This window comes from Candidatus Nitrosopumilus sp. bin_32a (assembly GCF_054095935.1).
The window spans coordinates 14085-39173 of the sequence record NZ_JBSWSN010000006.1 but is presented as its reverse complement, the minus strand read 5'-3'; the positions used below and the strand labels follow the sequence as shown (position 1 = coordinate 39173).

Annotated in this window: 34 protein-coding genes and 1 tRNA gene; 21 read left to right on the top strand and 14 right to left on the bottom strand. The window is 34.7% G+C overall.

The genetic code is table 11. The features are described from left to right. Positions 1–18 precede the first annotated feature (18 nt). The 5 genes from ACW9XH_RS07695 to ACW9XH_RS07675 are packed head-to-tail and all read left to right on the top strand — an operon-like array spanning position 19 to position 3256. Entirely contained in the window at positions 19–621 is a 603-nt protein-coding gene (locus ACW9XH_RS07695; RefSeq protein WP_457760080.1) for a hypothetical protein, read from the top strand. Positions 622–655: 34 nt separating this feature from the next. Continuing rightward, complete coding sequence (locus ACW9XH_RS07690; protein ID WP_457760079.1) at positions 656–1573, top strand: branched-chain amino acid transaminase; 918 nt, start codon at positions 656–658, stop codon at positions 1571–1573. Then, complete coding sequence (locus ACW9XH_RS07685) at positions 1574–2509, top strand: Gfo/Idh/MocA family protein (protein ID WP_457760078.1); 936 nt, start codon at positions 1574–1576, stop codon at positions 2507–2509. Beyond that, positions 2506–2775 (top strand): Trm112 family protein, encoded by a 270-nt coding sequence (locus tag ACW9XH_RS07680; RefSeq protein ID WP_457760077.1) that lies wholly within the window; start codon positions 2506–2508, stop codon positions 2773–2775. Before ACW9XH_RS07685 ends, ACW9XH_RS07680 begins: the two co-directional genes overlap by 4 nt. 4 nt (positions 2776–2779) lie before the next feature. Then, on the top strand, positions 2780–3256 hold the full coding sequence (locus ACW9XH_RS07675; RefSeq protein ID WP_457760076.1) for an acyltransferase: 477 nt from the start codon (positions 2780–2782) through the stop codon (positions 3254–3256). Here the strand turns inward: ACW9XH_RS07675 and ACW9XH_RS07670 are convergent. The 5 genes from ACW9XH_RS07670 to ACW9XH_RS07650 are packed head-to-tail and all read right to left on the bottom strand — an operon-like array spanning position 3253 to position 9194. Then, the gene (locus tag ACW9XH_RS07670) at positions 3253–3483 is read right to left on the bottom strand and encodes a hypothetical protein (RefSeq protein WP_457760075.1); all 231 of its coding nucleotides are present in this window, start codon (positions 3481–3483) and stop codon (positions 3253–3255) included. The two genes, ACW9XH_RS07675 and ACW9XH_RS07670, sit on opposite strands and share 4 nt — an antisense overlap. After that, entirely contained in the window at positions 3480–4472 is a 993-nt protein-coding gene (locus ACW9XH_RS07665) for an MraY family glycosyltransferase (protein ID WP_457760074.1), read from the bottom strand. Before ACW9XH_RS07665 ends, ACW9XH_RS07670 begins: the two co-directional genes overlap by 4 nt. Beyond that, positions 4473–6599: a DEAD/DEAH box helicase gene (locus ACW9XH_RS07660; RefSeq protein WP_457760073.1), complete on the bottom strand. Its 2127-nt coding sequence runs from the start codon at positions 6597–6599 to the stop codon at positions 4473–4475. Beyond that, positions 6596–8683 carry a minichromosome maintenance protein MCM gene (locus ACW9XH_RS07655; protein WP_457760072.1) on the bottom strand — a complete coding sequence of 696 codons (2088 nt, stop codon included), beginning with the start codon at positions 8681–8683 and terminating at the stop codon, positions 6596–6598. Before ACW9XH_RS07655 ends, ACW9XH_RS07660 begins: the two co-directional genes overlap by 4 nt. Continuing rightward, entirely contained in the window at positions 8664–9194 is a 531-nt protein-coding gene (locus ACW9XH_RS07650) for a hypothetical protein (RefSeq protein WP_457760071.1), read from the bottom strand. Before ACW9XH_RS07650 ends, ACW9XH_RS07655 begins: the two co-directional genes overlap by 20 nt. A 190-nt stretch (positions 9195–9384) precedes the next feature. Between ACW9XH_RS07650 and ACW9XH_RS07645 the strand changes: the two genes are divergently transcribed. Continuing rightward, positions 9385–10335, top strand: a complete 951-nt coding sequence (locus ACW9XH_RS07645; protein ID WP_457760070.1) for a replication factor C small subunit — start codon at positions 9385–9387, stop codon at positions 10333–10335. 3 nt (positions 10336–10338) lie between these two features. On the opposite strand, the gene ACW9XH_RS07640 is transcribed toward ACW9XH_RS07645, so the two are convergent. The 3 genes from ACW9XH_RS07640 to ACW9XH_RS07630 form a co-directional block, all read right to left on the bottom strand. Next, a tRNA-Ser gene (locus ACW9XH_RS07640) sits at positions 10339–10422 on the bottom strand. A 75-nt stretch (positions 10423–10497) separates the two neighbouring features. Beyond that, on the bottom strand, positions 10498–11046 hold the full coding sequence (locus tag ACW9XH_RS07635) for a 4Fe-4S dicluster domain-containing protein (RefSeq protein ID WP_457760069.1): 549 nt from the start codon (positions 11044–11046) through the stop codon (positions 10498–10500). Between the two features lie 108 nt (positions 11047–11154). Next, positions 11155–11664 (bottom strand): 4Fe-4S dicluster domain-containing protein, encoded by a 510-nt coding sequence (locus ACW9XH_RS07630; RefSeq protein WP_457760068.1) that lies wholly within the window; start codon positions 11662–11664, stop codon positions 11155–11157. A 129-nt stretch (positions 11665–11793) separates the two neighbouring features. Here ACW9XH_RS07630 and ACW9XH_RS07625 point away from each other — a divergent pair, with 129 nt between their 5' ends. Then, positions 11794–12459, top strand: a complete 666-nt coding sequence (locus tag ACW9XH_RS07625) for a translation initiation factor IF-6 (protein ID WP_457760067.1) — start codon at positions 11794–11796, stop codon at positions 12457–12459. On the opposite strand, the gene hisS is transcribed toward ACW9XH_RS07625, so the two are convergent. From hisS to ACW9XH_RS07610, 3 genes are all read right to left on the bottom strand, one after another. After that, the gene (gene hisS, locus ACW9XH_RS07620; protein WP_457760066.1) at positions 12440–13723 is read right to left on the bottom strand and encodes a histidine--tRNA ligase; all 1284 of its coding nucleotides are present in this window, start codon (positions 13721–13723) and stop codon (positions 12440–12442) included. The genes ACW9XH_RS07625 and hisS overlap by 20 nt on opposite strands. A gap of 192 nt (positions 13724–13915) precedes the next feature. After that, positions 13916–14314 carry a hypothetical protein gene (locus tag ACW9XH_RS07615; protein ID WP_457760065.1) on the bottom strand — a complete coding sequence of 133 codons (399 nt, stop codon included), beginning with the start codon at positions 14312–14314 and terminating at the stop codon, positions 13916–13918. Between the two features lie 54 nt (positions 14315–14368). After that, the gene (locus ACW9XH_RS07610) at positions 14369–14929 is read right to left on the bottom strand and encodes an HD domain-containing protein (RefSeq protein WP_457760064.1); all 561 of its coding nucleotides are present in this window, start codon (positions 14927–14929) and stop codon (positions 14369–14371) included. A gap of 76 nt (positions 14930–15005) precedes the next feature. Between ACW9XH_RS07610 and ACW9XH_RS07605 the strand changes: the two genes are divergently transcribed. The 13 genes from ACW9XH_RS07605 (at position 15006) to ACW9XH_RS07545 (ending at position 21626) form a co-directional block, all read left to right on the top strand. Continuing rightward, positions 15006–15989 carry an aldo/keto reductase gene (locus tag ACW9XH_RS07605; protein WP_457760063.1) on the top strand — a complete coding sequence of 328 codons (984 nt, stop codon included), beginning with the start codon at positions 15006–15008 and terminating at the stop codon, positions 15987–15989. Positions 15990–16034: 45 nt separating this feature from the next. Further along, positions 16035–16748, top strand: coding sequence for a hypothetical protein (locus ACW9XH_RS07600; protein WP_457760062.1), 714 nt, complete (start codon positions 16035–16037; stop codon positions 16746–16748). 64 nt (positions 16749–16812) lie between these two features. Beyond that, complete coding sequence (locus ACW9XH_RS07595) at positions 16813–17031, top strand: hypothetical protein (protein ID WP_457760061.1); 219 nt, start codon at positions 16813–16815, stop codon at positions 17029–17031. 35 nt (positions 17032–17066) lie between these two features. Next, entirely contained in the window at positions 17067–17252 is a 186-nt protein-coding gene (locus ACW9XH_RS07590; protein WP_457760060.1) for a hypothetical protein, read from the top strand. Between the two features lie 810 nt (positions 17253–18062). Further along, positions 18063–18203, top strand: a complete 141-nt coding sequence (locus ACW9XH_RS07585; protein ID WP_457760059.1) for a hypothetical protein — start codon at positions 18063–18065, stop codon at positions 18201–18203. Positions 18204–18250: 47 nt separating this feature from the next. Beyond that, positions 18251–18679 carry a hypothetical protein gene (locus ACW9XH_RS07580; RefSeq protein WP_457760058.1) on the top strand — a complete coding sequence of 143 codons (429 nt, stop codon included), beginning with the start codon at positions 18251–18253 and terminating at the stop codon, positions 18677–18679. A gap of 323 nt (positions 18680–19002) precedes the next feature. Next, complete coding sequence (locus tag ACW9XH_RS07575; protein ID WP_457760057.1) at positions 19003–19428, top strand: Kazal-type serine protease inhibitor family protein; 426 nt, start codon at positions 19003–19005, stop codon at positions 19426–19428. 41 nt (positions 19429–19469) lie between these two features. After that, a complete protein-coding gene (locus ACW9XH_RS07570) occupies positions 19470–19805 on the top strand; it encodes a hypothetical protein (RefSeq protein ID WP_457760056.1) in 336 nt (111 codons plus the stop codon). A 90-nt stretch (positions 19806–19895) separates the two neighbouring features. Then, positions 19896–20240: a P-II family nitrogen regulator gene (locus ACW9XH_RS07565; protein ID WP_457760055.1), complete on the top strand. Its 345-nt coding sequence runs from the start codon at positions 19896–19898 to the stop codon at positions 20238–20240. Positions 20241–20473: 233 nt separating this feature from the next. Beyond that, positions 20474–20605 (top strand): hypothetical protein, encoded by a 132-nt coding sequence (locus ACW9XH_RS07560; protein ID WP_457760054.1) that lies wholly within the window; start codon positions 20474–20476, stop codon positions 20603–20605. A 50-nt stretch (positions 20606–20655) separates the two neighbouring features. Next, positions 20656–20895, top strand: a complete 240-nt coding sequence (locus ACW9XH_RS07555) for a hypothetical protein (RefSeq protein WP_457760053.1) — start codon at positions 20656–20658, stop codon at positions 20893–20895. 54 nt (positions 20896–20949) lie between these two features. After that, entirely contained in the window at positions 20950–21330 is a 381-nt protein-coding gene (locus tag ACW9XH_RS07550) for a hypothetical protein (RefSeq protein WP_457760052.1), read from the top strand. Positions 21331–21386: 56 nt separating this feature from the next. Beyond that, a complete protein-coding gene (locus ACW9XH_RS07545; protein ID WP_457760051.1) occupies positions 21387–21626 on the top strand; it encodes a hypothetical protein in 240 nt (79 codons plus the stop codon). Positions 21627–21650: 24 nt separating this feature from the next. Here the strand turns inward: ACW9XH_RS07545 and ACW9XH_RS07540 are convergent, their stop codons facing one another. Together ACW9XH_RS07540 and ACW9XH_RS07535 are read right to left on the bottom strand one after the other, a co-directional pair. Continuing rightward, positions 21651–22328, bottom strand: coding sequence for a TIGR00266 family protein (locus ACW9XH_RS07540; protein WP_457760050.1), 678 nt, complete (start codon positions 22326–22328; stop codon positions 21651–21653). A 45-nt stretch (positions 22329–22373) separates the two neighbouring features. Further along, positions 22374–22643: a hypothetical protein gene (locus ACW9XH_RS07535; protein WP_457760049.1), complete on the bottom strand. Its 270-nt coding sequence runs from the start codon at positions 22641–22643 to the stop codon at positions 22374–22376. Between the two features lie 135 nt (positions 22644–22778). On the opposite strand from ACW9XH_RS07535, the gene ACW9XH_RS07530 reads away from it, so the two are divergent. Beyond that, positions 22779–23189 (top strand): very short patch repair endonuclease, encoded by a 411-nt coding sequence (locus tag ACW9XH_RS07530; RefSeq protein ID WP_457760048.1) that lies wholly within the window; start codon positions 22779–22781, stop codon positions 23187–23189. 176 nt (positions 23190–23365) lie between these two features. Here ACW9XH_RS07530 and ACW9XH_RS07525 read toward each other — a convergent pair whose 3' ends face one another. Then, entirely contained in the window at positions 23366–24952 is a 1587-nt protein-coding gene (locus ACW9XH_RS07525; RefSeq protein WP_457760047.1) for an ABC transporter substrate-binding protein, read from the bottom strand. Positions 24953–25089: the final 137 nt, after the last annotated feature.

Below are 25089 nucleotides of genomic sequence, written 5' to 3'. Positions count from 1 at the left end.
ATTTTTTATGTGATGTAATTGGTTACAGCACTTTATCTTGCGCATCTAAATCCAGTAACAAATGCGCATGTAGAAATCATTACGGAATTAAAAAAACAAGCAGACATTGTCAAAGTAATGCCAGTTGTCTTTAAAGATGAAGATAGGGAAATAAACAGTAAGAGTTTTCCATTTAATTTTGAAACTAGAAAAAAAATGCTTGAATCCATTTTTGGTGATTCAATTCAAATTACTGATGATTACGCATTTTATGCCCCATTTAAAAAATATCTACCACCATTAGTTAGACGAAAATCATGGAAATTAAGAAAACAGATTCTTGATGGAGTAAAAGGAGATTATTTTTCATATACAGGAGATAAGGCTGAAGGATACATGCTGAAAATGTATAGATTAAAACCAAAAATTGGGGAGAGAAAATCGCTTTCTGCTACATCTGTAAAAGAAAAATTGTATAATGCAATTCATGAAAAAAAATCATCATGGAAAGAGGATGTTCCAGAAAGCGTTGTTAAAATTATTGAAGATGAATGGGAAACAGTTGAAAAATATGCAAATAGTGAAGATCAAACAACTAGAATTGTAGGAATGAAATTTCCTAAAGAAGGTTATTCAAAATAAATAGAGATTAATACACTCACAGTAAATTTTTTCCATGGCAGTTACCCTTTCAAAATACGTGTGGTTTGATGGAAAATACATGCCTATAGAAAAAGCACAAGTTCCAATTACAACACATGCAATCCATTATGGCACATCAATCTTTGAAGGAATCAGAGCATATTGGAATGGAGAAAACCTCAATGTGTTTAGATTAGATGAGCATGTGAAAAGATTTAGAAGATCAGGACAGTTTTACAATATTTCACTTAATTTTTCTGACGATGAGATTACAAATGCAATTATTGGAATTTGTAAAAAAAATAAAATAAAAAAATCTTGCTACATACGACCATTCTATTTTGTTGGCGATTATGGGATTAATCTGCACGTAACTGAAAAAGCACCTACCAACGTTGCAATCTTTACATTTCCTTTTGGAGACTTGTTTAACAAAAATGGAATTACTGCAGGTGTTGTATCTTGGAGAAAATTCTCAGACATGTCCACACCACCTCAAGCCAAAATGGGTGGAAATTATCTAAATTCCATTATTGCTACACAAGAAGCAAAACGAAATGGAGTGGATGAAGCAATTTTGCTTGATCATAATGGGAATGTCAGCGAAGCACCAGGTGAGAATATTTTCATTGTAAGAAATGGACAATTAGTTACTCCGTCAATGTCATCATCAGCACTTGAAGGGATTACTCGTGATTCAATTATCAAAATTGCCAAAGATTTGGATATAGATATGATTGAGCGAGACATTACAAGAAGTGAATTAATAATATCCGAGGAGATTTTCCTAACTGGAACTGCAGCTGAAATTACACCAATCATACAAATGGATTCAAAACAGATAGGAAATGGAAAACCTGGAGATATTACAAAAAAGATGATGGAAATGTATACAGAGATAGTAATGGACAAAAATGATGATTATTCTCATTGGTTAACTGAGGTATATTAGATGAAAATTGTCCAAATTGGAACTGGCGGATGGGGAAAGAACCATACAAGAATTTTATCACAATTAGGAGTACTAGTAGCCGTATGTGATGCAGATTCTCAAAAAAGCAAAGAATATGGAGAAAAGTATTCTGTAAATCACTATACATCATTAGATGAATTACTAACTTCAGAAGAATTTGATGGTGCATTTGTAGTAACTCCGACATCAACTCATACTGCAATTGCACAAAAATTACTAGAAGCAAAAAAGCATGTTTTTGTTGAAAAACCAATGACATACAAATCTGAAGATGGGCAGAATCTTGTAAAAATTGCAGAAAAAAATAAAGTGATTTTAACTTGTGGATATATTGAAAGATTCAATCCTGCAGTTGGCGTAGTAAAAAAAATGGTCAAAGAGAAAAAATATGGCGACTTAGTAATGCTTGAATTTCACAGAGAAAATAGAATGCCTCTCCACATTAAAGATGTGGGAATTATTTATGATACATCAGTTCATGATATCGATACTGCAAATTGGTTGTTTGATGATATGCCACAAGTGGTATTTGCAAGAGCAGGAAAAATAAAACATGAACATGAGGATTTTGCAAGCATTATGTTAGGATACAAAAATGACAAAGTTGCAATTATTTCATCAAACTGGATTACACCAAAAAAATTAAGAAAATTTAATGCAGTATGCACTGAGGCAATAATTTCATCAGATTTTATCACTCAAGAGATAGTTGTAGAAAAAGATGAAGATTCAGAAATCATGCAGAATGAAAAGCAAGAGCCATTGTTACTTGAGATTCAAAGTTTTCTCGGAGCTATTGAAGGTAAAAATGAACAAGTTGTAAAATCACAAGAAGCAGTGAATGTGACAAAAATTGCCGAAGCTGCACTTTTATCTAGTCAAAAGGGAATCCCTATCTATCTGGATCTAAAATGAATAAAACAATGATGGATATTTTGGCATGCCCTATAGATAAAACTCACCCCTTGGAATTATTTGAAATAAAGGAAAAAGATGATGTTGTATCAGAAGGCGCAATATTTTGCCCAAAGTGTTCTAGATTTTACCCAATCATAGAGGAAATCCCAATCATGTTACCAGATGAACTGCGAGACAAAAAACAAGAGATGGAATTTTTGAAAAAATTCAAGGATCAATTACCTGAAAAAATTATTACAAAGGCAAACCCATGGCACTTGTGAGATAATGGTCACTAATTTTATTTCAGAAAAAGCAAAAATTGGAGAAAATGTTCAAGTTTGGCATTTTTCGTATGTCGGGGATAATGTAGAAATTGGAGATAACGTCAAAATTGGCTCTCTTGCACATATTGATTACGATGTAAAGATTGGTGAAAATACAAAGATTGAAGGTCAAGCATACATACCACCACTTTCAAGAATTGGAAAAAATGTATTCATCGGACCAGCCGCAGTATTAACAAATGATCCTTATCCGATGTGTGACAAAATGATAGGAGTCACAATTGAAGATAATGTAATTATCGGAGCACGTGCAGTTATCAAAGCAGGTGTAACTGTAGGAAAAAATAGTGTTGTTGCAATGGGTGCAATTGTAACAAGAGATGTTCCTGAAAATGTAGTTGTAATAGGTTCGCCAGCTTCAATTAGATACAGCAGAGAAGAGTACGACAAAAAACAAAGACAGTGGAAAGAAAGTTAAAGTTTAATTTCTTTTTTGAAAATCCAATTCTTTATCTTTGACAAAATTAAAATCCAGATTACAACTAGGACTAGCGCAATAACTGCTTTAATTACAGATGCGATAAACCAATTAAATTCACCAAATCCTGAAATTGAAATTGGTCCAAGTATAGTGACTACAATTCCACCACCTACAATGATCAAAGCCCACATTGCAAACAAAAATCCAAAAAGACCAGACTTCAAAATGACACTCCCATCATAAATGCAGTAATTACAGCCAAAATTCCTGAAAATATTGCGAGTTTGAAAATTGCAAACCCTACTTGTTTTTCAGACATCGGCCCTCCTGCAAGAATCAATCTTACCAGAGTTACAGGTGCTTTTTTGTCATCAGTTGCCTTTAGTCTAAAATCTTCAGTATGCTCTACAGGTTTTCCCTTGACTTGTCTATGCTCTACAACACGTTTTACACTAGATAGGAACAAAAATGAATTAATCACTGCTGGTAAAAGAGCAATTGCTGCAATAATTTCAACGCCACCTACAATTGCAATTGCCCCATACATTGCACCCAGTGTCAATGCTCCAGAATCTCCAGGAAAAATTTTGCTTGGAATTTTATGATATTTGTAAAATGCCAAGGAGACAAACCCAAGCGGTAAACTCACAATTGCAATCTCATAGTTTTGTACGATAAATAAACAGATAGACAATGAGAAACTGGCAATGACCATAAATCCACTTGCAACACCATTTAGAACATCAATAGAGTTGATTGTATTTCCAGTAATAGGTATCATGAATATGATTAATGCAAGGTATAGTGCAGGAATTTGTACTGTCCCAAATAATGGAAAGGCAAGATCAGAATCATATGTGCCAAGTACAATAATAGGAATTGCAGCAAGTGCAAGTGCAAGTGGTTTAAACCACCCACCCATTACTTTTCGATCATCAACGTATCCGATAACACATGCAGCAGATGTAGTAATCAGTATGGCAAGAATTTCATTCATTTGTAAAAAGGCATAGAGAACTAGTTCTGATGCAATAATTCCTGCAAGAATAACAGGACCTCCAGGTCTTACTACCATAACATCTTCTTTTTTGTTCATGTCTTTTACTGCAAAATTTCTTTTTTCTAAAATTTTGATTAATGGCGGAGTCATTACAAACACAATTGCAAATGCAATGATGCAAGAGATTATAGCTGGAATCAATAAATCAATCAATTATCTTACCTTTCGTAACTCTGCCTTTATGTTATCCGCAATGGTTGAACCAATTTTATCAATCTCTGCCAATTTATTCACAGGAATTTCCCTCAAATCATCCAGATTCTTTATACCGTGTTTGAATAGAATTCGTGCTCTAACCCTTCCAATTCCTTTGACCTTAACTAAATCAAGTAATTCCTCTCTAATTCCATAAACTATTCTTTTTCTCAAATCATCTAGTTCTTCAAGCAAATCTACCCTCTCCACATGCTTGGAAATTTCTCTAAGACAATAAGATAGCCAATTGCCATTTTCAGTCATCCTATGCATATCTCCAGACTCGATTCCAAGGCTATCTGAGAGGGATAATTCAGTTGATTCTGTAATCCAAGATTGTAATGCTAAAAGGCTTCTAGAGCAGTCATACTCTGAGATTGGCTCCAGTAATTGTGATGAATTGTTCTCTATCATCAAACTTGCACTTTCATAATCTTTTTGTCGAAGTGAAAATTTTGGAAAAAATTCTTCACAGTTTGTAATTAAATGTAAAAATCCAAAAGTATGTTTTCTTTCTTGAGAAACGTTTTCAATGGAATCTCTAAAGTATGTTGCAGTTAAGGGATCAATATACAACATTGATGTCTTTTTTCCAAATTCAGTAGCAGCATATCTTTCACCTTTTTTAATAATCAAGAACTTGCTTGAAAGGAATCGTAATGAAATATCTATTGCAAACTTTATTGTTGGTTTTCTTGACTGCAATCCACCCAACGTTTGCAAAAAGAATTCCAGAATTTCTTCTTTTTTAATTCCAGGATGTGTAACTATAACACTTAGAATATGAGTTCGCAAAGACTTGTCGTCTGTAATTTTTGACACAATTGCTTCAGGTTCGCCATTTATGTAATACTCAATAAGATCTTCAGTATTTCCATTTCCAACAATAATTGATTCCCCATAATCGTCGTATTGTGGTCTACCAGCTCTTCCACAAAGTTGCTTGTATTCTAAAATACTAATCGGTCTGTTTGCGCCAACTTTGGCATTATACCTGTTGATGTTAGATATTACAACTCGTCTTGCAGGAAGATTAACACCTGCAGCTAAAGTTGGAGTAGACGATAATAATTTGATCGTACCTTTACGAAATTCTTCCTCTATTGTTTCTCTACACTTTTGGTTTAGTCCTGCATGATGAAATGCAACTCCTTTTTTTACCAGTAAGGCAAGTGTCTTGACCAGTTCAGTATGTTCATTTTCTGATAAAAGTTTTTTTGAAGTTTTTTCTAATTCAGAAATTTCTTTTTTTTCTAATATCTGAAATATTGCATCAGCTGCTTTTGTTGCAAGTGATTTTGAACGAGCCCTAGTCTCTGCAAAAACTAGAGATTGGCCCCCTTGATGTACTGATTGCACGCCTAAATCAATTGGCGTTCCCATCAAACTACGCTCAACTTCAAAGGTTTTGCCATCACTCATTGTAACATGACCTCCATCACAAACCCCTTCAGAGAGAGGCACAGGTCGCCAGTCATTTTTTACCAAAGTACATTCAAGCCAATCTGCAATCTCATCAGAATTTGTAATTGTTGCACTAAGACCAACAATCTGAGGATTTGATTCCAACAGTTTGAGTTGTGTGAGAATCATTTCAAGTGTTGGACCTCTACTTTCATCTCCAATCAAATGAACTTCATCAGAAATCACTAGTCCAATTTCATCAATCCATTCAGCACTATGTCTGATTATAGAATCCATTTTTTCATTTGTTAAAATTAACAGATTGCTGTTCTCCAAATTTTTTTCAATATTTTCAAAATCGCCAGTAGATATTGCAACCTTTACTTTGTTTCCCAAAGCAACTTTTTCTAATTTTTTAAATTCTGTAAACTTTTCAGCAGCCAATGCACGCAATGGACTAAGATAGATCACCTTTCCTTTGTTCTTAGATAAATAACTCATTATTGCAAGCATTGCAATCAACGTTTTGCCACTTGCGGTAGGGGCAGATACTAGAATGCTTTTTCCATCTAGTAATCCAGACTTTACACTATCAGATTGCGGAGGATATAATTTTGTATAACCTTGGGATTTTAGGAATTCAATTGCAGTATCAGGAAGTTTTAGTTTATCTACATTCATACTCGGTTATAGTGACCGGGTTTTGATTCATAAATAGATGCTTCTCTGAGCATTCTTCGGATATAGTTTCTTGCCTCTTCTTCGGTGAATTTTTCACTCTTTTCTAGTTCTTTGACAAATACCTTCTCTTCAACTGGAACCTTGTTGTCACCTTCAAGACCTTTGAGTACATCCATGAACAATTGCATCTTTGAGACTTCACTTCTCGGCCTACCTTGTAACACGCCAAGATCAACTTTACCAGTATTAACATCGACTCCTGCATCTTGTAGCATGCTCTGAATTAGGAAGATTGCACGCTCAGCATCTTCTTCCTCTACCTTGTCTTTCATGAGTAATCTTGCTCTAGCAGTTGAGAGTCGGATTATTCCCTCTAATTGTCTAGGAGTGACTGTAATCATTTCTTCTGATTCTACATTTCTCATCTGCAGATAGTAATCGAGGATTTTAGCTTCGGCCTCTGGTGTTAATTCTGGTACACCACGTTTCGCATATGAGAGGTATTTTGTTAGTAAATCAACTTCGATGACAGATTTTTTATCTGTACCTTGTGTTGTATTTCTTCGAATAATGTGTTTTGCAATCTGCATATCTCTTTCTTTAGTTGGGATATCTCTAACTACAAAGATCAAGTCAAATCTTGTAAGCAATGGAATTGGTAAATTGACATTTTCTGTAATATTTTTGAAAGGATCATATTTTCCATACATCGGGTTTGCTGCAGCTAAAATTGAAGTTCTTGCGTTTAGTGTAGCTACAATACCACCCTTTGCAATACTGGCAGACTGTTGTTCCATAACTTCGTGCAATGCACTTCTGTCTTCGGGTTTCATCTTATCAAATTCGTCTATACTTACAAGGCCTTGATCACCTAACACTACTGCCCCAGCTTCTAGCATCATGATTCCTGTCTTGTCTCTAACTACAGCAGCAGTAAGACCAGCAGCTGTGGAACCTCTACCAGAAGTGTACAAACCTCTTGGTGCAATTCTTGCACAAAACTTTAGCATTTCAGATTTTGCAGTACCAGGATCTCCAACTAGAAATACGTTAATGTCTCCTCTAATTTTACTTCCATCACCAAGTAATCTTTGGTTGGAGCCGACAATCAGTAACAAAATAGCTTCTTTGATTAACGATTGGCCTTGAATATGCGGAGCAAATGAATCAATTAATCTTTGATAAACATCAGAGCTTTGGCTAAGTGATTTGATTAGTTTTTCTTCTTCAGGTGAAATTTCTTCTCTGCCGATTTTTCTATCAGTCTTAGAACCACGTCCACTCAAAAATTCGATATTGTTTCCTTCAATTCTTAATCGGTACAATCCACTGTGGCCTCTCTGAACACCTGCAATTGATTCTTGTTCAACTCTTACTACACCAGTGAGGATAATTCTATCTCCAGGTCTTGAATTATCTACCAAATCCTGTCTAATTGTGACATCGATATAATGAGGAAGTTGTCCAGGTGGCAAATCTTCAGGAAGTTCTTGCAATCTAAGTATTTGAAAATCGATAAACTTGCTAGCTTCAGGATTTAACTCAAAGTCTCTGTGTTTGCAACTTGGATTATCACAAACTATTGGCATTTTAACATCCATGCCCTTTAGTTGAATTACCTTTGTCTGATGCTCATCAGGACACATGAAGATTAGTTCTTTTGCAAGTGGTTTTACTTCAGATGCTCTTACCACCATTCCTGAAACACTTGTAATTTTTCCAATAGTTTCAGCAGTGATCTGTCTTAGACTTCGCTCTAATGGGAAATTGACTAACCTTACACGAACTTCATCTTTAATTTTTTCTGCATATTCTGGAAATCTTGTTTGTAGTGCTTCTTTGATTGCTCTTCCAAATGCATCAAATAGTCTATCAGGACTTTTGGAGAATATTACTTCAATTTGTGGCTCTACTACCAAATCATTGTAATCAACGATAATGTATTTTGCATTTTTTGGCATCATCTCGTCGATTGCATCTACATACTTGTAGTTGCCATCCCTATCCTTGAATCGAGTTAAGAATTCTTTTACTTTATCTGATAAAGCAGAATCAGTAAATGTGCTAGTTTGAGCTGCGCTCATTTTTTTCTCCTCTTATCTGTTTTTCAAACTCTACACTGTTATCATGAATTGTTTTGTAAAATACATTCTCCTCAACAGTTAGTTTGTTGTATAGTTCTGAATTTAGTTTGATAGAATCAGCAATCTTTACCAACTTGCCTCGTCTCATTCTAAACAATTCTAACATCATACTTTCAACTTTATCAAAATCATCGCGGTTTAGTTCATTCATGGATTCTTTTAGCTTGATGTAAAAATGAGGATCAAGTGTTGAGATTTGATATTCACCAACCATTTTTTCTTTTGAGAGTGCTTGCTTTAGTTGCGTAATCATATCTGGGGAATTCAAAGTTGCTATTTTATTCTCTGAGAGGATTTTTCCTATCCATTGAGGCATGTTGTTTGTATCACCTTGAGTTCCCTCGATTTTCATACCTGCGACATTATACTTGAAATCTTGATTAATCGTAACTTTAGCATCCTTTAGGCGATATCCAATTGAATGTACTTTTTCTACTTTATCTATTTCCATTTAAGATCACTTTTTCTGATTTAGACCCACAAGTATCGGATCGATCAATTCTGTTAACAATTTAGTGAGATCAATTGATCCTAATTAATTCCAGGCTGATCGTATCTAATTATGCCTGTTTTGATTTTAAGATGAGGCATATGATAATAACCAATTCGGATTTATTAATGGGATTTAGTCTTCGATACTCATGACTGCAACTGGAATGTGGGTTGAAAAGTATCGACCAATGAAACTCTCTGAAATTGTAAACCAAACAGAAATCATTGGCAGTCTGGAAGCTTTAATCAAAGATCCAACAGATATGCCACACTTGATGTTTTCAGGTTCTGCAGGTGTTGGAAAGACAACTGCTGCATTGTGTATTGCAAGACAAATTCTAGGAGAATACGCTAGAGACTACACACTAGAGCTAAACGCATCTGATGAGAGAGGAATAGGAATGGTTAGAGAGAAAGTAAAGAAATTCTCAAGATTTGCAGGAATGGCCGAAGTCCCATTCAAAATTATCATTTTAGATGAAGCGGACGAGATGACAAATGATGCTCAGACTGCATTGAGACGAATTATAGAGGATACAGCTAAAATATGCAGATTTATTTTCATAGCTAATAATATTTCAAAAATTATAGATCCTATTCAGAGTAGATGCGCTACCTTCAAATTTACATCAATTCCTGAAGATGACATTATTGGCAGATTAGAAGAGATTGCCAAAAAAGAAAAAGTGAAAACTGACAAAAAAGGACTCAAAGCAATTTATGATTATTCTGAAGGAGATTTGAGACATGCAATTAATCTAATGCAGGCAACTGCCAGTATTGGAGATATTACAGAAGAGAATGTAAAATCTTCAGCAGGATTGACAAAAACCAGCGATGTTGATGTAGTTCTAAAAATGGCACTTGCAGGAAAAGTTCTAGAAGCCAGAGAAAAAATGATTGAGCTAATCAAAGTTTATGGAATGTCAGAATCTGATTTTCTAAAATATATCAACTCTGCAGTGTTCAAATCAAAACATGAAAAATTAGCAGACATTTTAGAAATAATTGCAAAGTATGATTATAGAGTACTAGTTGGAGCAAATTCTGAGATTCAATTATCTGCAATGTTAGCAGAACTAGCTAAAGTAGAAAATTAAAAACGCAGAGAGAGGGATTTGAACCCCCGTATGCTTGCGCACACAGGCTCTCAAGGCCCGCGCCCTACCGAGCTAGGCGACCTCTGCAAAAAATCTTGAACAATAGAGGTTAAAATCTGTTGATGTAAAATAGAAAAATAAGAAAAAAGAAAAAGTTTCTTTTTAATCGTGTGCGTGAGGATTTTCAGATCCGGATTTCATAAGTACATATGTTCCGGCTGCTTTCTCGTGCCATTCTTGGTTAGCTGATTCAATCAGAATAGCTCCTTCAGGACAGATTTCTTGACAAGCCATACAAACAGTGCAATCGTGTTCTCTGATTGGTTGTGATTTGTCTGTATAATCTAATCTTTCGTCTTGTTCTGTCTTGCCAGTACCATCAAAAGTTTCTCCCAAGCATTTTTCTGCTGGAATATCTTTTTCGGTTCTGTACCATTGGAATGTTTGTACTGGACATACACTCATGCATGCGCCAGCTGCAACACAGGAATCCCAATCGACTGCAACAGAAGTACCATGAATTCCTAGAGGAACTTGTTTTTCTCCTCTTGCTTCATAGGCTGCTTTTACATCTTCGTTTGAGAATGCTGCACCATCAGTTCTTCCATCACCCCAAATGTAGTGGAAATTCTCACCATCAGAATGGCTAGTTTTTCCTTTTGGTTTAACATCGTTGTGACAAAAGTCTTCAGGTATTTGTAGATCTACCATGAGAAATAATATTTCTAAATATTATTTAAATCTAGATAAAATTAGTTGGGACTAAATTCAAAAAAAAGATTATAAAAATCAAAAATTTCTATGTTTTAGATAGCGATATTACAAAGTTTTTGCAGCACTTTCATGTTTTTCAACATTTGACTGATCAACTTTGATAGCTGCTGGTGGACATACTGAAACGCAGGCCATACACCAGATACAATCGTGTTCTCTGATTGGATCTGCTTTATCGGTAAGATCTTTGCGTTCATCTTTAACATCACTGCCAGTACCTGCAAAGGTTTGACCAACAACATCTTTTGCTGGAATATCTTTTTCGGTTCTATACCATTGAAAGACTTGTACAGGACAAGCTTCAATGCAAGCACCATCTGCAACACAAGAATCCCAATCGACTGCAACCATTGTACCGCTGACACCAAGAGGAACTTGTTCTTCGCCTCTTGCTGCATATGCTGCAACAACTTCTGCATCTGCTAACACTTCAGCTTGTGAGCCATCAGTGTTTTTGGTTTTACCTGGACCCCACATGATATGGAAATTTCCATCATCGAGGTTTATTTTTCCAAGTGGCTTTAGGCCTTCAGGAAAATTTTCTGCTATTGGCATGATACAATTTTCTTTGGGTTATTATTTAAAGCTAGATAGCTGTTTTACGAACACATTTGTAAACTAGAGATCTGCTAGGAACGAAAAATTTCCTTACGTTCATAACGATCAACGATCAATACTCTGGATATGGATATTATCAAGTATGATGTGTATAGGGGGCCAAACCTTGGAGTATACATTACTGTCAATGACAGTATTGGTCTAGTTCCAATGGGGTTTGCTCAAACCAAATCTGACAAGCTTGCAGAATATCTAAACATAGAAATTCACAATACTGCAATTGCAAATACAAGATTAATTGGCGCATTGTCAGTTATGAACAATAAAGGAATCCTACTTCCAAATACTGCTTATCAAAATGAATACGATTATCTAAAATCTGAAACAGATTTAGAAGTTGGAGTTTTAGATACTAAATTTAATGCACTTGGAAATGTAATCTGCGCCAATGACAAAGGAGCAGTCGTATCACCTTGGTTATCAAAACAAGACTGTCAAACAATTTCAGATGTTTTGGGAGTGGAGGTAATTCAGAAAAAAATTGCAGGGTTTAACCAAACAGGAGTTGTTTTAGTTGCAAATGCAACTGGTGCTGCAATACATCCAGAAGCTGATGAGGAAGATATGAAGACCATATCCAATGTTCTAGGCGTAAAAATTGAGCAGAGTTCCATAAACAATGGAGTCCCATATGTCTCATCAGGGATTTTGGTAAATAATCACTGCGTGGTTGTAGGATCATTGACTAGCGGTCCTGAAATTATGATGTTAACTAGAGCTTTTCTAAATTAAGAATAGATTTTGGGTCTTCAGTTAGTTTTTCTAAAGATATAGTTCCTTCAGTTCCGTTTACCATATCTTTGAGAACTACATTTCCGTTTTCTAGCTCTTGGGGTCCAACTATAATTGCCAATCTAGCATTAGTTGCAATATCCATTTGCTTTTTCATGTTGCGTCCTGCCAAATCAATATCAGTTGGAATGTTGTTGAGTCTTAGTAATGATGTAATAGAATGAGCAACTTTTTGCATCTCTTCATTAATGTACAATACTGCAACTCTATTTTGGTTTGTTGCAGGAATTATTTTTTGATCCTGCATTGTCAAGATGATTCTCTCAACACCACCTGCAACTCCTGTTGCACCAATGTCTTCTCTGTTGAATGCTTTAGTTAGTGTGTCATATCGTCCTCCACCTGCAAGTGCACCCAGAGTTGAATTTTTATCAAACACTTCAAAGACAATTCCCGAATAGTAATCTAGTCCTCTAACAATTCCAAAATTAATTCTAACATTTGAAACTCCCCTATTCTCCAGTGAATCAATTAATTGTTTTAGTTCATCCCATGATTCTAGCTGTGAGACATCAAATGTCTTTTCTACTTCTGCAATAGAGCCTTTAATTTGTGAGAATTCTAGAATTTTTTCTAGTTTTTCAGTTGCATACCCCTTTTCTTGAAATTCCTTTAAAATTTGGTCTTTTGATTTTTTTGCAATTTTATCTACTGCACGTAAAATATCAGCAACTATTTCTGGATCTTTTGAATCAAATATTTTGTTAATGTAAGACTCTACAAGGTTTCTGTGATTGATATCAATTGTAATATCCTTGAGCAATAGAGAATCAAATAATCTAGATGTAATTTCTATTATTTCAGCCTCTGATTCAAGACTAGCTTTGCCATAAACTTCAATATCCCATTGGTGAAAATATCGGTATCTGCCTTTTTGTGGCTCATCATATCTAAACACGCCACCAAATGCTGAGATTTTGGCTGGAAGTTTCATTGATTTTTGGGATGCTGCATATCTTGTGAGTCCCATTGTAAAGTCAAAACGTAATGCTACTTCTCTGTCTCCCTTATCTTTGAAATAGTAAATCTCATCTCTAATTCCAGGACCAGATTTTGTTTCTAGTGTGGATAATAGTTCTATTGGAGACGGATCCATAAATGAAAATCCATACAAATTTGATAATTTCTTGAAATGATTCCTAATGTGTTCAATGTTGGCGTTCTCTTCACCCTCAAAGTCTTTCATTCCACGTGGTAATTCCAAGATGATTAGATGTCAGATGGTAGTGATTTAGATATTTCTGTGATAACTAGCAATAGGCATAAATGAATACAAAAAATTTGAAGAATACATCATGAGAATAACCGTAAAAGAAGGATGGAGTGAGAAAAGCAAGTATGCAATCATAGCAATGATTGCAAGTCTGGTTGCAATTATTGCAGTTGTAGTATTAGACTAGTTTCTTTTTGGAGAAAATGCGGATAGCCAATAATGCATTATTTTCCTATTCAAATCCATAAAGGTATCAGCATTATCATTCCATGTCTTTGCACTGTTCTTGACTGATTCAACATTAGAGATTGTGAGTTTGTTGTATATCGAGCGAAATTTCAGAGCCTCATCGCTCATATTTTCTACAAGATCTTGTGCAGATTTTGGAAAACTAAATCCCATATCATACAAGAATTCCTTGTACAATGATGTGTTTGATGTGATTGCATTTCTCCATGTCTTGTAAAATTCATTTTGTAAATCAAATAGTGTTTGTTGAATGTGTGGAACCGAAATCTCCAGTTCTGTGAAATACTTGTTGTTTAGTTTGTCTAGAATTTCAAAATCTTTATTTTCACTCATATACTAACTGGAAAATTTATGGATTTAAGATTTTTGAAATAATTTGAGGCTAATTTATGATTTTAAATGCATCAGTATAGGTCTCTGGCCAAACTTTTTGAAAATTACATTGGCACTCTCCATAAGAGAATAGACATTTGGATAGTTTGTATTTCCTATGATATCATTTTTGATAATATTGAGATAATTTCTTTGCTGTTTTACTAGTCGTGATTTTTTTGATTTTGATGCTTTAGAATTTTTTAATTCACCCAAGTTTGCAGAAATATCACACAATTTGATTAGTTTTGCACTAGATGATGATTCTTTGAGTTGAATTACAAATGCTTGCTCTCTTTTTTTTCTAGGCAACGTCATGTCTTTTGACAAGGAGGAGACTAGCACTGCAATTTCGCTTTCAAACTGTTCATACAAATCATCAAAAGTTGTTTCAGTTTTTTCTATTGTATCATGGAGCCATGCAGCACAAAATATCTGCTCATCAATTACACCCAAACTTTTGAGTCTATTTACAACATCATCTAGATGTTTTGAATATGGCATGGCATCATCTTCTCTGAATTGCCCTGCATGTTTGTTCTTTGCAAACAGTTCTGCATTTTTTACTAGATCCAAAATATTCTACAACTCTGAATACTTTACTCAATATTAGCCAAGTAAACTATATTCCAAAGAAAAATTGTATCAAGATATGTCAATTGAGAAGACATCTCTGGGAAATTTGCAAATCCGTAGAATTCTTAATGGAATGTGGCAAGTTGCAGGAGGTCATGGTCAGATTGATTCAGAGTCTGCAGTATCAGATATGGAAAAATATCAAGAGTCAGGATTTACAACATGGGATTTGGCAGACATTTACGGTCCTGCAGAATCTTTGATTGGAGAATTTAGAGAAAAAATTGGAAATAGTAACTTTCAAGCACTAACAAAATTTGTTCCAAATCCAGGTCCAATGAGCAATAGTATCGTAACACACTACATCGAGCAGTCATTGCAAAAAATGAAAACAGACTGTATTGATTTGCTACAATTTCATTGGTGGGATTATAATGATATGAGTTATCTTGATGCGCTAAATAATTTATCAAAATTACAAAATGAAAACAAAATCAGAAACATCGGACTAACTAACTTTGATACAGAGCGAGTAAAAATCATCAAAGAGCATGGACATGATATCGTATCAAACCAGGTTCAGTATTCCATTTTAGATCAGAGACCAGATAAACTGATGGCCCCGTTTTTTGCAAAACATGGAATAAAGATTCTATCCTATGGTACGTTGCTTGGTGGATTTTTCTCAGAGAAATATCTTGGAGTTGATGAACCACATAGAGGGAATCTGACCACATCTAGTCTACAAAAATACAAAAACATGATAGATGCATGGGGTGGATGGCAGTTATTTCAAGAATTGTTATCAATCCTAAATAAAATTGCACAAAAACACAACTGCAGCATTGCAAATATTGCAACGCGTTTTGTTTTAGACAAACCACAAGTTGCAGGAGTAATAATTGGTGCAAGATTAGGAATTGCCGAACACAGAGAAGACAATACCCAAGTCTTTGATGTAAAATTAGATGAACAAGACATTTCATCAATTAGTTCGGTTACTGCAAAATCAAATGATCTCTTTGATGTGATTGGTGATTGTGGTGGAGAGTATAGATAATTCCAGACATGGAAATTTATACGATAAAATGATCATAGGTATTACTTGACTGAAGGGGCTTTACCAAAAGAGGATTCTGATTCTAGTCTTCCAGGAAGAGCAGATGAGAGCGATACGGCATATTTTGAACCTGAAATAGAGTCAAAATCAAAAAATAGATCACTTGCAATATTTGGAATAGCCTTTGTTTTAGTTGCTGCAGGAGTATTTGCATATTATTTTCTAAATCAGAGTGAAATTGATTCACAAATTCTTGATAATACCACCTTTAAGACACTAGAGGAGAAGATGGCAAAACAATACGGAGTAGGACAATTTGGCAGTGAGCATGCACACGCAGCATTGGCAGTTTTTGTAAACGGTGATCAGTTAGATTTTTCGCATCCCAAGTTTCAGATTCAAAGCAAGTACATTCATTTTGAAAATGACAATCCATACCTAGTTCACAAGCATGCAACTGATGTTCCGTTGGATATGCTGTTTGCATCATTTGGATTAAAGATAACTCCTGATTGTATAGAGTTAAGCTATCAAGCAAGTCAATACTGTACTGATAAAGACAATTCCATGACATTTTTAGTTAATGGAAAATCTATTTCAAACATTAATCTCTATGAAATAAGACACAGTGATAGAATTTTAATTTCATTTGGTGATTCAGAGTTAATTTCAAAGCAGTTAGAATATTTAGAAGGGCTGGAAATTCACGACATTCCAAAAATTAGCAAGATAGTTCCCGGAAAGGATATTTCTATTTGAGTCTGTAAAATATAGATTCAATGTATAGTGATCCTTTTAGAGTATTAATGAGTCAAAAAATAAAATGGTAGACTGTGCCCACACGTGGAGAAAAAAACTACGCTTGCAAGAACTAATGATTGTTGCAAAAAGAGAACTTGATGCAGGTGAAGAGATGGATTTAGTTTATGAAATACTAGAAGATGAAATGCAAGCACGTTGGAGATTTGTTAGCAGTACAAGACGACAGTATATTGACGATATTAAGAGAATTTTGGCAAACCAGTATGTTTTGACAGTGTAGAATTGATTTTTAAGATATAAAGTGCTACTGTAAACATGGTACTTGCATACATTGGAATTGCAATAGGAGTTTTGATAGTATTGATTCTGATTGTGAAAATTTCAAGGACCAGCCCACGCGAGGTTGCAGGAATTGATGTGTTTTGTAAAAAGTGTGGCCTTGAGACAAAAGGAATGAATTGTCCGAATTGTGAAAAAAAATCCAAATCATTTGGGGTCTAGTTCACATTGTGTAGTGATGCTTTAATGGAATGATTTCAAAATATAGGCATGTCAGAGATAATTACAGAATATTTTACCTGCAAGATTTGCCATGAAAACCATTCCATATCACATGATCAAGATAGGCCAACTGTATGTAATGGATGTTGGTTGCAGATGGAAATTTGGCAAAAATATGCAGATCCTGATTTGAATAAATAAATTATTTTAAAGATTGATTTTACATCATAGTCATATTGGGTTTGAAAATTGACTGTCAATGTACAGAGTGTAATTGTAAAGTAAATTTTGAAATCATAGATGGTGAAGAATTGCTAAATCTGATTCAGCATGGACGACTAAATGATGAGCAAATTGCATTTTTAAAAACCAGAGTCGATAGTAAAATATGCAAACAGTGTTTTCTTGGCAAGCACAGATGATAATTTACAACAAGCTTAAGTTTATGATGAATGATTTTTAATTATGAAGGATGCAACAAAGGGAGTAATAATGATAATTGTTGCAACTGTTGCGTTTTATAGTATAATGAGTATTTTGTGGAGATTGTAGATTCTAAAATATAAAGTTCATACAAAATTTACTGCAAAAATAAACAAATTTTCATAATCAGCACAATACTATTTTTATTTCATAATTACCTAACTTTTCCAGATAGTAATCAACTAGTAAAAACATCAAGAAAATCAGAGTTGGTGTTGGAGCCATAACACAGAGTTGTCAATGGATAACTACTTGGCTTTGATTACTATCTGTTTTCAAAATTGTAAACTCCAATAAGCTTAAGTTCATTATTTTCCTAGTTAATTTATGGCTAAGATTTGTAAAAAATGCAATGTTGAGATGGACATTACATCTCTCAAAGTCAAAAGACGGGGAAACAAAACAAAAAACATACCGGCTGAATATTACTGTCCAAAATGTGACCATGCCGAATATGAAAAGAACTGAATTTTTCTATCTAAATCCTTAATTGAACAAAGATAATTGAAAAATTATTGAGTAATGAAAAATCAAAATCCCTAAAGGAACTAGAGAAAAGACTTGCTAGGCAAAGAAAACAGGCATCTGAGGATTTAATCAAAGCAAAACTAGACAAAAAAAACTTGGATTATGATACGATATCTATGATTCTTCAAGTTTTTGAGAAATCAAAGTTTCAATGGCATAAAGAACATTTTGATATTTTTGATTCAGAACCTGATAATTTCAGAGGCAAGGTACTACCAAAAAATAATAGAGAATGCGTCATGTTGGGAGTGCGATTGGGGACTATGAGGGCAAAGATAATTTACAATTTACAAAATATGAAACTCACAGAGAAACACCGCCAAGATGTTGATGATTTAATCTGGAATTTTATATGGTATTCATGGCAAGAAGCAAGAATAACTCATGATTTTAGAATTAAAGAAAAAACAGATTAGATTCTAAACTCACACCTGTACCAACTGGCACTAGAGAGATTGCAGTAATTTCCTAATATACTAGGTTTGACTTTGACAGCTATGAAATATTGCAATGATTGTTTAACTCCAATAAACCGTAATTCAGAAGAAGAATATTGTAGTTTATGTAAACGAGACAAAGAACAAACTCTAAACGCTTAAGTTGATAATTCCTCAAGAAAACTCATGGAAGAAGAGTATAGAAAAATTATGATTAAACAAAAAAAAGAATTTGAAGAATTTAAAAAGAAAGAAGGAGATTCTGATCTAATTTTCAATAAAAAAGACAACAAGGAAAAGAAATGAATCCAGTACTAATTATCGCAATTATAGTAATTTCTATTATTATAGCCACAGTATTTGCAGTTTTTTTCATCCAGTCAATGCCTCAGCAAAATCTTGAAGACATAGATGATGAGCAACGCAATGAAAACGCATGGCAATTACTGCAAAAAACATACCTGGACCAAGAGTGCAAGGAAAAATACATGGGCCAATCAGATAAACTGGAAAAATGTTTTGAGCGTGTAGAAGAAGAGCAAAGACTGAATCCTCCCATCAACCCCCAAGAATCTGAATTTGAACCAAATTGCTCAATTCAATGTCTTGTGTATGATCCTGTTTGTGGTGAGGATGGAATCACTTATGCCTGCGGTGTTGAAGATGCAGCATGTCATGGAGTTAAAATTGAACACAAAGGGGAATGCCTAGTTTCAACATTACCGTGATTAATAAAAACTCTTAAGTTCATACCATATGGAAAATATTTGTGAAGCCAGTAATCATTGCAGCACTGATTGTTGTGCCCTTTGTGCTATTCATTGCAGCTGCACTGGTATATCAATCACAAACTGGGACAGACATTGTTACTGGTGAAAAAAAAGGAGTAGCAGCTGAGAAATGGGGAGAAGAAGAAATATCTAAAATTAAAAGCATTGTAGATAATCCACCTACAAATTGTGATCCGTCATATCCTGCAGTATGCATTGAAAAATATCCACCAGACTTGAATTGTGGTGATATTCGTTATTCTGATTTTATAGTATTGGGAAATGATCCTCATGGATTTGATGCTGACAAAGATGGAATTGGTTGTGAATCCTAGATTCTAAGATTCAATAAGCAGGATAATTTTAACAGTGAAAAATAAAATCATTGGAAAATTATTTTAATGGGAATTTTAGTGATTTATTCTATGAAAAGAATTGAAGCCATGATACCTAGTATGAGGAGAAGTGAAGTAGTGGATAGTATTCTAAAAGCAGGTGCAAAAGGAGTCACAGTAGCAGAAAACAGAGGTAAAGGTAATGCTGAAAGACCAATGGTAGGCGGAGCACGAGGAACTGCAAAATACATTGCAGATTATAATCGAATTGATACCCTGATTACTGTAGTAGATGATTCAAAAGTAGACTCTGTGGTGTCTGCAATTATGGATGTCGCTAATAGAGGAAATGATGGAGACGGGATGATTTTTGTATCTACAATTGATGCAGCATACAAAATAGGCACTAAAGAGAAAATATCTTCAATGAGTTAACATCCTCGGATTTTTATTTTTCTAAACTCTTTTTGAGAAGTCAGATTATGAAGAAAATTTGATTAATGTGTGCTTTTTTGAACATACTTTATTCTAAATAAGCGGATTTTCTTTTGATCTATAATTGGAAGAAGAAGAAGAAGTTGAAAGAGCAGAATGGGAATGGCTCAAAAAAAGTAAATAGTTTCTAAACTCTAACAAGATTTAAGTCAATTAAACACGTTAATGTGCATATGAGTAAAACTAGCAAATCCAAATCACCACAAAAAAACAAGAACAACAAAACTATTCCTAAAAATCTAGAGAAAAAACAATATTTAGAATCTCTAGCTGAACTAAAACAATCCATAAAAGATAATTCTTAGACTCTGAAAATATACAATAAGCTCAAGTTTGTGATTCTTACAGACACTTTATGGCCGATGAGAAAAAAATGAAAATTATGTGTAAATGGTGCAATGTTTCTAAAACTTGTCATATTGTCAGTCAAGAAATCACAGATCATCAGGGAACATATGGAATAGACAGTGTCATGATGGCCAAAATCAAAATCCACAAACATTACAAAGGAAAAAATTATTGCAAAGGCTCAGATAGAACGATTACCGTTCCACTAGACAAGGCACTAAAAGATAATGAAAAAAACAAGGACTAGATTCTAAACTCCAATACGCTTAAGTTCAATATCATAGTTTTCCAATTAGGCGATATGAAATTCAAGTTTTCTGCCAATGACAAGGAATGGCATCAAACCTTGCTCAATACTTTTGAAAATATGCTGAAAATGAAAGTACAGCCTGTACTAGTCTATGACAGAAAGCATTTTTCAAATTATGTTTACAAAAATAGTCTCAAGCCTAGCGCAGTCTGGGCAGAATGCATAAAGGAATGCGGCACCATTTGGATAAATCCTCATTTGGCATCAGAGCCCAAAGTTGAAACGGTAAATACACTGTACCATGAATGTCTGCACATAAAATATCCTGAAAAGAGCGAATCAGAAATCAGAAAATTAGCTGACAAGATGATACCAGTAACAAAATCAATCACTTCTCAGAAAAAGAAATTTGATATCACACATACCCATTGATCTTACAATCTCAAGACAACAATAGGCTTAAGTTTGCAATTATTTTAAAAAAAATTATGAAATTAGAATCAATTAAAATTTTGGTAGGTGAAATTGACTACAAGCTTGGCCGTATAGAGTTCTTTAAGGAAAGACTAGAGAAATGGGAGGACAAAGAGGACAAAGAGTATGAACAGTCACAGAGAAGGCTTGCAAAATTAATTGATGAGACGACTAATCTCTTGCAAATTATGAAATTAGAAGAGTTGGATAATTTTAAAGAGTATGAAGAAGTTGCTAAAAAACTAGAACTATAATCTATAACTATAATCTTATTTTTTCTAATTGCGATTGTTTTTAGGTAAAAATGGAATTATAGAGCGTACAAACTCCATGACATTTTTAGTTTGGATGTATACAGTTCCAGGGCCAATAATTTCCATTACCAGTGCTTCTCCACCAAACAAAGTAGTCTTGTAAGAGCCATGCTTTGTTACTCTGTAACTTGCAGTTGAGCTTAATGCCACTAGCTGATAGTTGTCAATTATCATCTTCTCTCCAGGGTTTAGTTTGGTTTCTAAAATACCACCCCATGCGTTGACAAAGATATCTCCATTTCCTACTGTCTTTAGCATGAACATGTTTGTTCCAAAGATTCCCTTTGTGAATCCCTGCCATTGAGTATCCAGTGTTAGCTCACCTGTAGAGCCAACATATGCACCTGATGAAACAATGAATTCTTCCTTTACATTGATCACCTGAATGTCTCCAAGCATGTTTCCAGTTAATCCTAGCTTGCAGTTGTCCTCTTGTGCGATGAATTCATTTACAAAAAATGATTCTCCACCTAATGCTGCTGCTTTGAGTGATTTGAAAAATCCGCCCTTTCGCATTTTAGTTTCAGTAATTATATCACCTCGGATGTAAACCATGGCAGCAGCTTCTGCTGTTACTTTTTCACCTTTGTTTAGTGTAAACTCGATTAGCCCCATTGGGTTTTTTAGAATTTCATATTCCAATGATTTGGTTTTCCAAATACTAGAAATTAAAAGTTTTTTTCAAAATTATACATATTTTTCATACAGTTCATTTAGCATAGAGATGATTTTCTGATTTTCATGGTCTCCCCAGGAATCAGACTTTATTCTGATGTGGATGTTTGCATCCTCTAGATTATTGACAACTTTGGGATACATCATGCCTATGAAGAATGATTTTTTATCCAAATGCATCTGCTCTGCCCTGTGCTGAAAGTAGGCAAACCATTCAGATTCCACATCTTGAAACGTTTCCAAAATTATTCCCTGAATTTTTTGCTCTGTTTCTTGATTCAATGGTATCCATCAGTGTAGAGATGATTTAGATCTTTCTGTAACTATGCAGAACTAGGCAGTTTTCTAATTTATCAATTATTTTCATAAACAAGGTAATATCCAAAAAGAAAATAGACTCAAAGAATACGTCATTTCATGGCAGACATCTTCACAAAGGAGAAAAGATCATGGGTCATGTCAAGAATCCGAGGAACCAACACAAAGATTGACCTGATGATGAGGGACTGGCTTGATGCGCTAGGATATGATTACACAATGTACCCGAAGATGTATGGCAATCCCGACTTTGTGTTAGAAAAACAAAAAATTGCAATATTCTGTGACGGGGACTTTTGGCACGGATACAACTATGAAAAGAAGAAAAGGCCTGCAAAAAAGTTCTGGCGGGAGAAAATAGAGCGTAACATGGCACGTGACAGAAAGATTTCAAGAAAACTGAGACGTGACGGCTATTCCGTTTTGAGATTCTGGGAGCATGACATTGAAAAACGCATGGATGTGTGTCTTAACAGGATCATTGGAAAATTATTTGAAAGAGATGTCTAGATTTTCTTTTTCAGATTTGCTACTTGCTTTTCTAGTGATGTGATTCTTTTTTTAAATTAGTCGCATTTCTCGTACGTTCTTTCTTGCGCTATCTGTCAAGTTCCACATCTCTTGATTCTCTCATAGGATATTGTCACTTAGGTTCAATGCTCTAAAAAATAAAAATAAAAAAAGAGTTAGTTAGCAGGAACTACAATTCCTCTATCTATCATCTTAAGTGCAGTATCTGCGTGCAAACACATTGCCACACCGTTCGATGCTTTCATTACAAGGCTGTATCCTTCACGACATTCTACTTCTGCAGAATCAATTCCTGCAGTCATTTGTGTACGTGGGGAAATCCATGCTAGTTGCATGCTCTTTGCCTTTTCAATGAATTCTTCTCTAAGTTGTTGTTTTTCAGCATCAGATAATTCAGATGATTTATCGCGGAGTTCTGCCTTGTAGGCCTTCATCTCTGCTAGTCTTTCATGAACATCAGATTTGCGTTCATCAGACATTTTGTACTTCATCTTTAACATGTGATCTTTGTATTTCATCTTGATTTCAGAACGTTTCTTGTCAGAATCTTCTCCGAATTTTGATTCGAATTTCATCTTGATTTCATCACGTCTTTCATCAGAGATATCACGTTTGTCCATTATCATGGCCTTTAGACGGTCAGATTTCTCAGAGAACTTCTCCATTTTATCAGAAACTTTCTCTTTGATATCATCATGATGCTTCATCTTGTAGTCTTCTCGCTCTGCAGGTGTCATGTCACACCACTTGGATGCCTTTTTAACAAACTCTGCATCAAATGTACTTGCAGTTAGTTCTGCATCAGTTAATTTGCAGAATCGCTCATAGTCCATGTGGTCTGTCATCTTGTCATGCATAGAGTCTTTCATGTGATCCATCATTATATCCATCATCTCCATCATTCTATCTCTGAAAGAATCTTGTTCGTCTTCAGACATTTCACAATATCGTAAATGGTCTGCTCTTAGATCATCAGGAAGATCATCGTGCATTGCGAGTTTTTCTGCTCTTTTCTCAGCAGTCAAATCACAAAACATTGCTAAACGATCTTTGAGATTTCCAGGACCTTTATCAGAATATTCGTCTGAATATTCTCTAAGTTCCATTCGGATTTTGTCTCCGTGCTCTTCGATTAATTCATCGATTGCATCTTGCTCATCTTCTGATAAATCACAATAGTTTGCAAGTCTCTCATTAAATGGTGCAAGTCTTGGATGCTCTGACAAAAATTTACGTTTGTCTGCATCATTTAGCAGGCAGTATCTATCAAGCAAGTCATCAAGATCAAATTCGTCATCTTCGTATCTGTCGTCGTCTGTGTCTGAATCGTCATCATCAGTATTTGTAAAGACTTTACCGTCTTCGGTCATGCATTTTTCTGGGAATGATTCCATTACATCATATCCAGCTTCAACACAGTCTTCAAAATCTTCAATGATGTCATCAGAGTCGTCTGTTTCATCGTAAACATCTGTTTCTAGATATATTGCATCAATGACTGATTCAAGTGATTCTTCACGATCATCCTCATCTTCAATATTACAGACGGCTGCAAGTTTTTCTGCATACTCATCTAGGTCATATTTTGATAGAATGTCGCTTTGTTCATCAACAGTCATTTCACAAAAGTCTTCTAGAATATCATCAATGTCATCTGATTCAGCAAAAGCTGTGTTTCCAGCAGTAACGCCAGTAAACATAATCAGTGAAAGAACAACGCTTAGAAGTTGTGTACTTTTCATTGTCAACCTTTGATCGAGGATCATATAAAGAAAGACGAATGATCATGTGGTAATCGTTATATGCAATAATGTCCGATTTGATCAGTTTTAGCCTGAGCCATTTCACACTCATAGAATATGCAGGGATAGCAGGTAAA

Coding starts and splice junctions, on each gene's coding strand:
- ACW9XH_RS07560 (WP_457760054.1), top strand. CDS start 20,474: ATGAGTAAAACTAGCAAATCCAAATCACCACAAAAAAACAAGAACAAC.
- ACW9XH_RS07595 (WP_457760061.1), top strand. CDS start 16,813: ATGGTAGACTGTGCCCACACGTGGAGAAAAAAACTACGCTTGCAAGAA.
- ACW9XH_RS07525 (WP_457760047.1), bottom strand. CDS start 24,952: ATGAAAAGTACACAACTTCTAAGCGTTGTTCTTTCACTGATTATGTTT.
- ACW9XH_RS07660 (WP_457760073.1), bottom strand. CDS start 6,599: ATGAATGTAGATAAACTAAAACTTCCTGATACTGCAATTGAATTCCTA.
- ACW9XH_RS07550 (WP_457760052.1), top strand. CDS start 20,950: ATGAAATTCAAGTTTTCTGCCAATGACAAGGAATGGCATCAAACCTTG.
- ACW9XH_RS07565 (WP_457760055.1), top strand. CDS start 19,896: ATGAAAAGAATTGAAGCCATGATACCTAGTATGAGGAGAAGTGAAGTA.
- ACW9XH_RS07630 (WP_457760068.1), bottom strand. CDS start 11,664: ATGCCAATAGCAGAAAATTTTCCTGAAGGCCTAAAGCCACTTGGAAAA.
- ACW9XH_RS07530 (WP_457760048.1), top strand. CDS start 22,779: ATGGCAGACATCTTCACAAAGGAGAAAAGATCATGGGTCATGTCAAGA.
- ACW9XH_RS07555 (WP_457760053.1), top strand. CDS start 20,656: ATGGCCGATGAGAAAAAAATGAAAATTATGTGTAAATGGTGCAATGTT.
- ACW9XH_RS07625 (WP_457760067.1), top strand. CDS start 11,794: ATGGATATTATCAAGTATGATGTGTATAGGGGGCCAAACCTTGGAGTA.
- ACW9XH_RS07585 (WP_457760059.1), top strand. CDS start 18,063: ATGGCTAAGATTTGTAAAAAATGCAATGTTGAGATGGACATTACATCT.
- ACW9XH_RS07680 (WP_457760077.1), top strand. CDS start 2,506: ATGAATAAAACAATGATGGATATTTTGGCATGCCCTATAGATAAAACT.
- ACW9XH_RS07655 (WP_457760072.1), bottom strand. CDS start 8,683: ATGAGCGCAGCTCAAACTAGCACATTTACTGATTCTGCTTTATCAGAT.
- ACW9XH_RS07685 (WP_457760078.1), top strand. CDS start 1,574: ATGAAAATTGTCCAAATTGGAACTGGCGGATGGGGAAAGAACCATACA.
- ACW9XH_RS07615 (WP_457760065.1), bottom strand. CDS start 14,314: ATGAGTGAAAATAAAGATTTTGAAATTCTAGACAAACTAAACAACAAG.
- ACW9XH_RS07545 (WP_457760051.1), top strand. CDS start 21,387: ATGAAATTAGAATCAATTAAAATTTTGGTAGGTGAAATTGACTACAAG.
- ACW9XH_RS07645 (WP_457760070.1), top strand. CDS start 9,385: ATGACTGCAACTGGAATGTGGGTTGAAAAGTATCGACCAATGAAACTC.
- ACW9XH_RS07590 (WP_457760060.1), top strand. CDS start 17,067: ATGGTACTTGCATACATTGGAATTGCAATAGGAGTTTTGATAGTATTG.
- ACW9XH_RS07675 (WP_457760076.1), top strand. CDS start 2,780: ATGGTCACTAATTTTATTTCAGAAAAAGCAAAAATTGGAGAAAATGTT.
- ACW9XH_RS07690 (WP_457760079.1), top strand. CDS start 656: ATGGCAGTTACCCTTTCAAAATACGTGTGGTTTGATGGAAAATACATG.
- ACW9XH_RS07605 (WP_457760063.1), top strand. CDS start 15,006: ATGTCAATTGAGAAGACATCTCTGGGAAATTTGCAAATCCGTAGAATT.
- ACW9XH_RS07635 (WP_457760069.1), bottom strand. CDS start 11,046: ATGGTAGATCTACAAATACCTGAAGACTTTTGTCACAACGATGTTAAA.
- ACW9XH_RS07575 (WP_457760057.1), top strand. CDS start 19,003: ATGAATCCAGTACTAATTATCGCAATTATAGTAATTTCTATTATTATA.
- ACW9XH_RS07650 (WP_457760071.1), bottom strand. CDS start 9,194: ATGGAAATAGATAAAGTAGAAAAAGTACATTCAATTGGATATCGCCTA.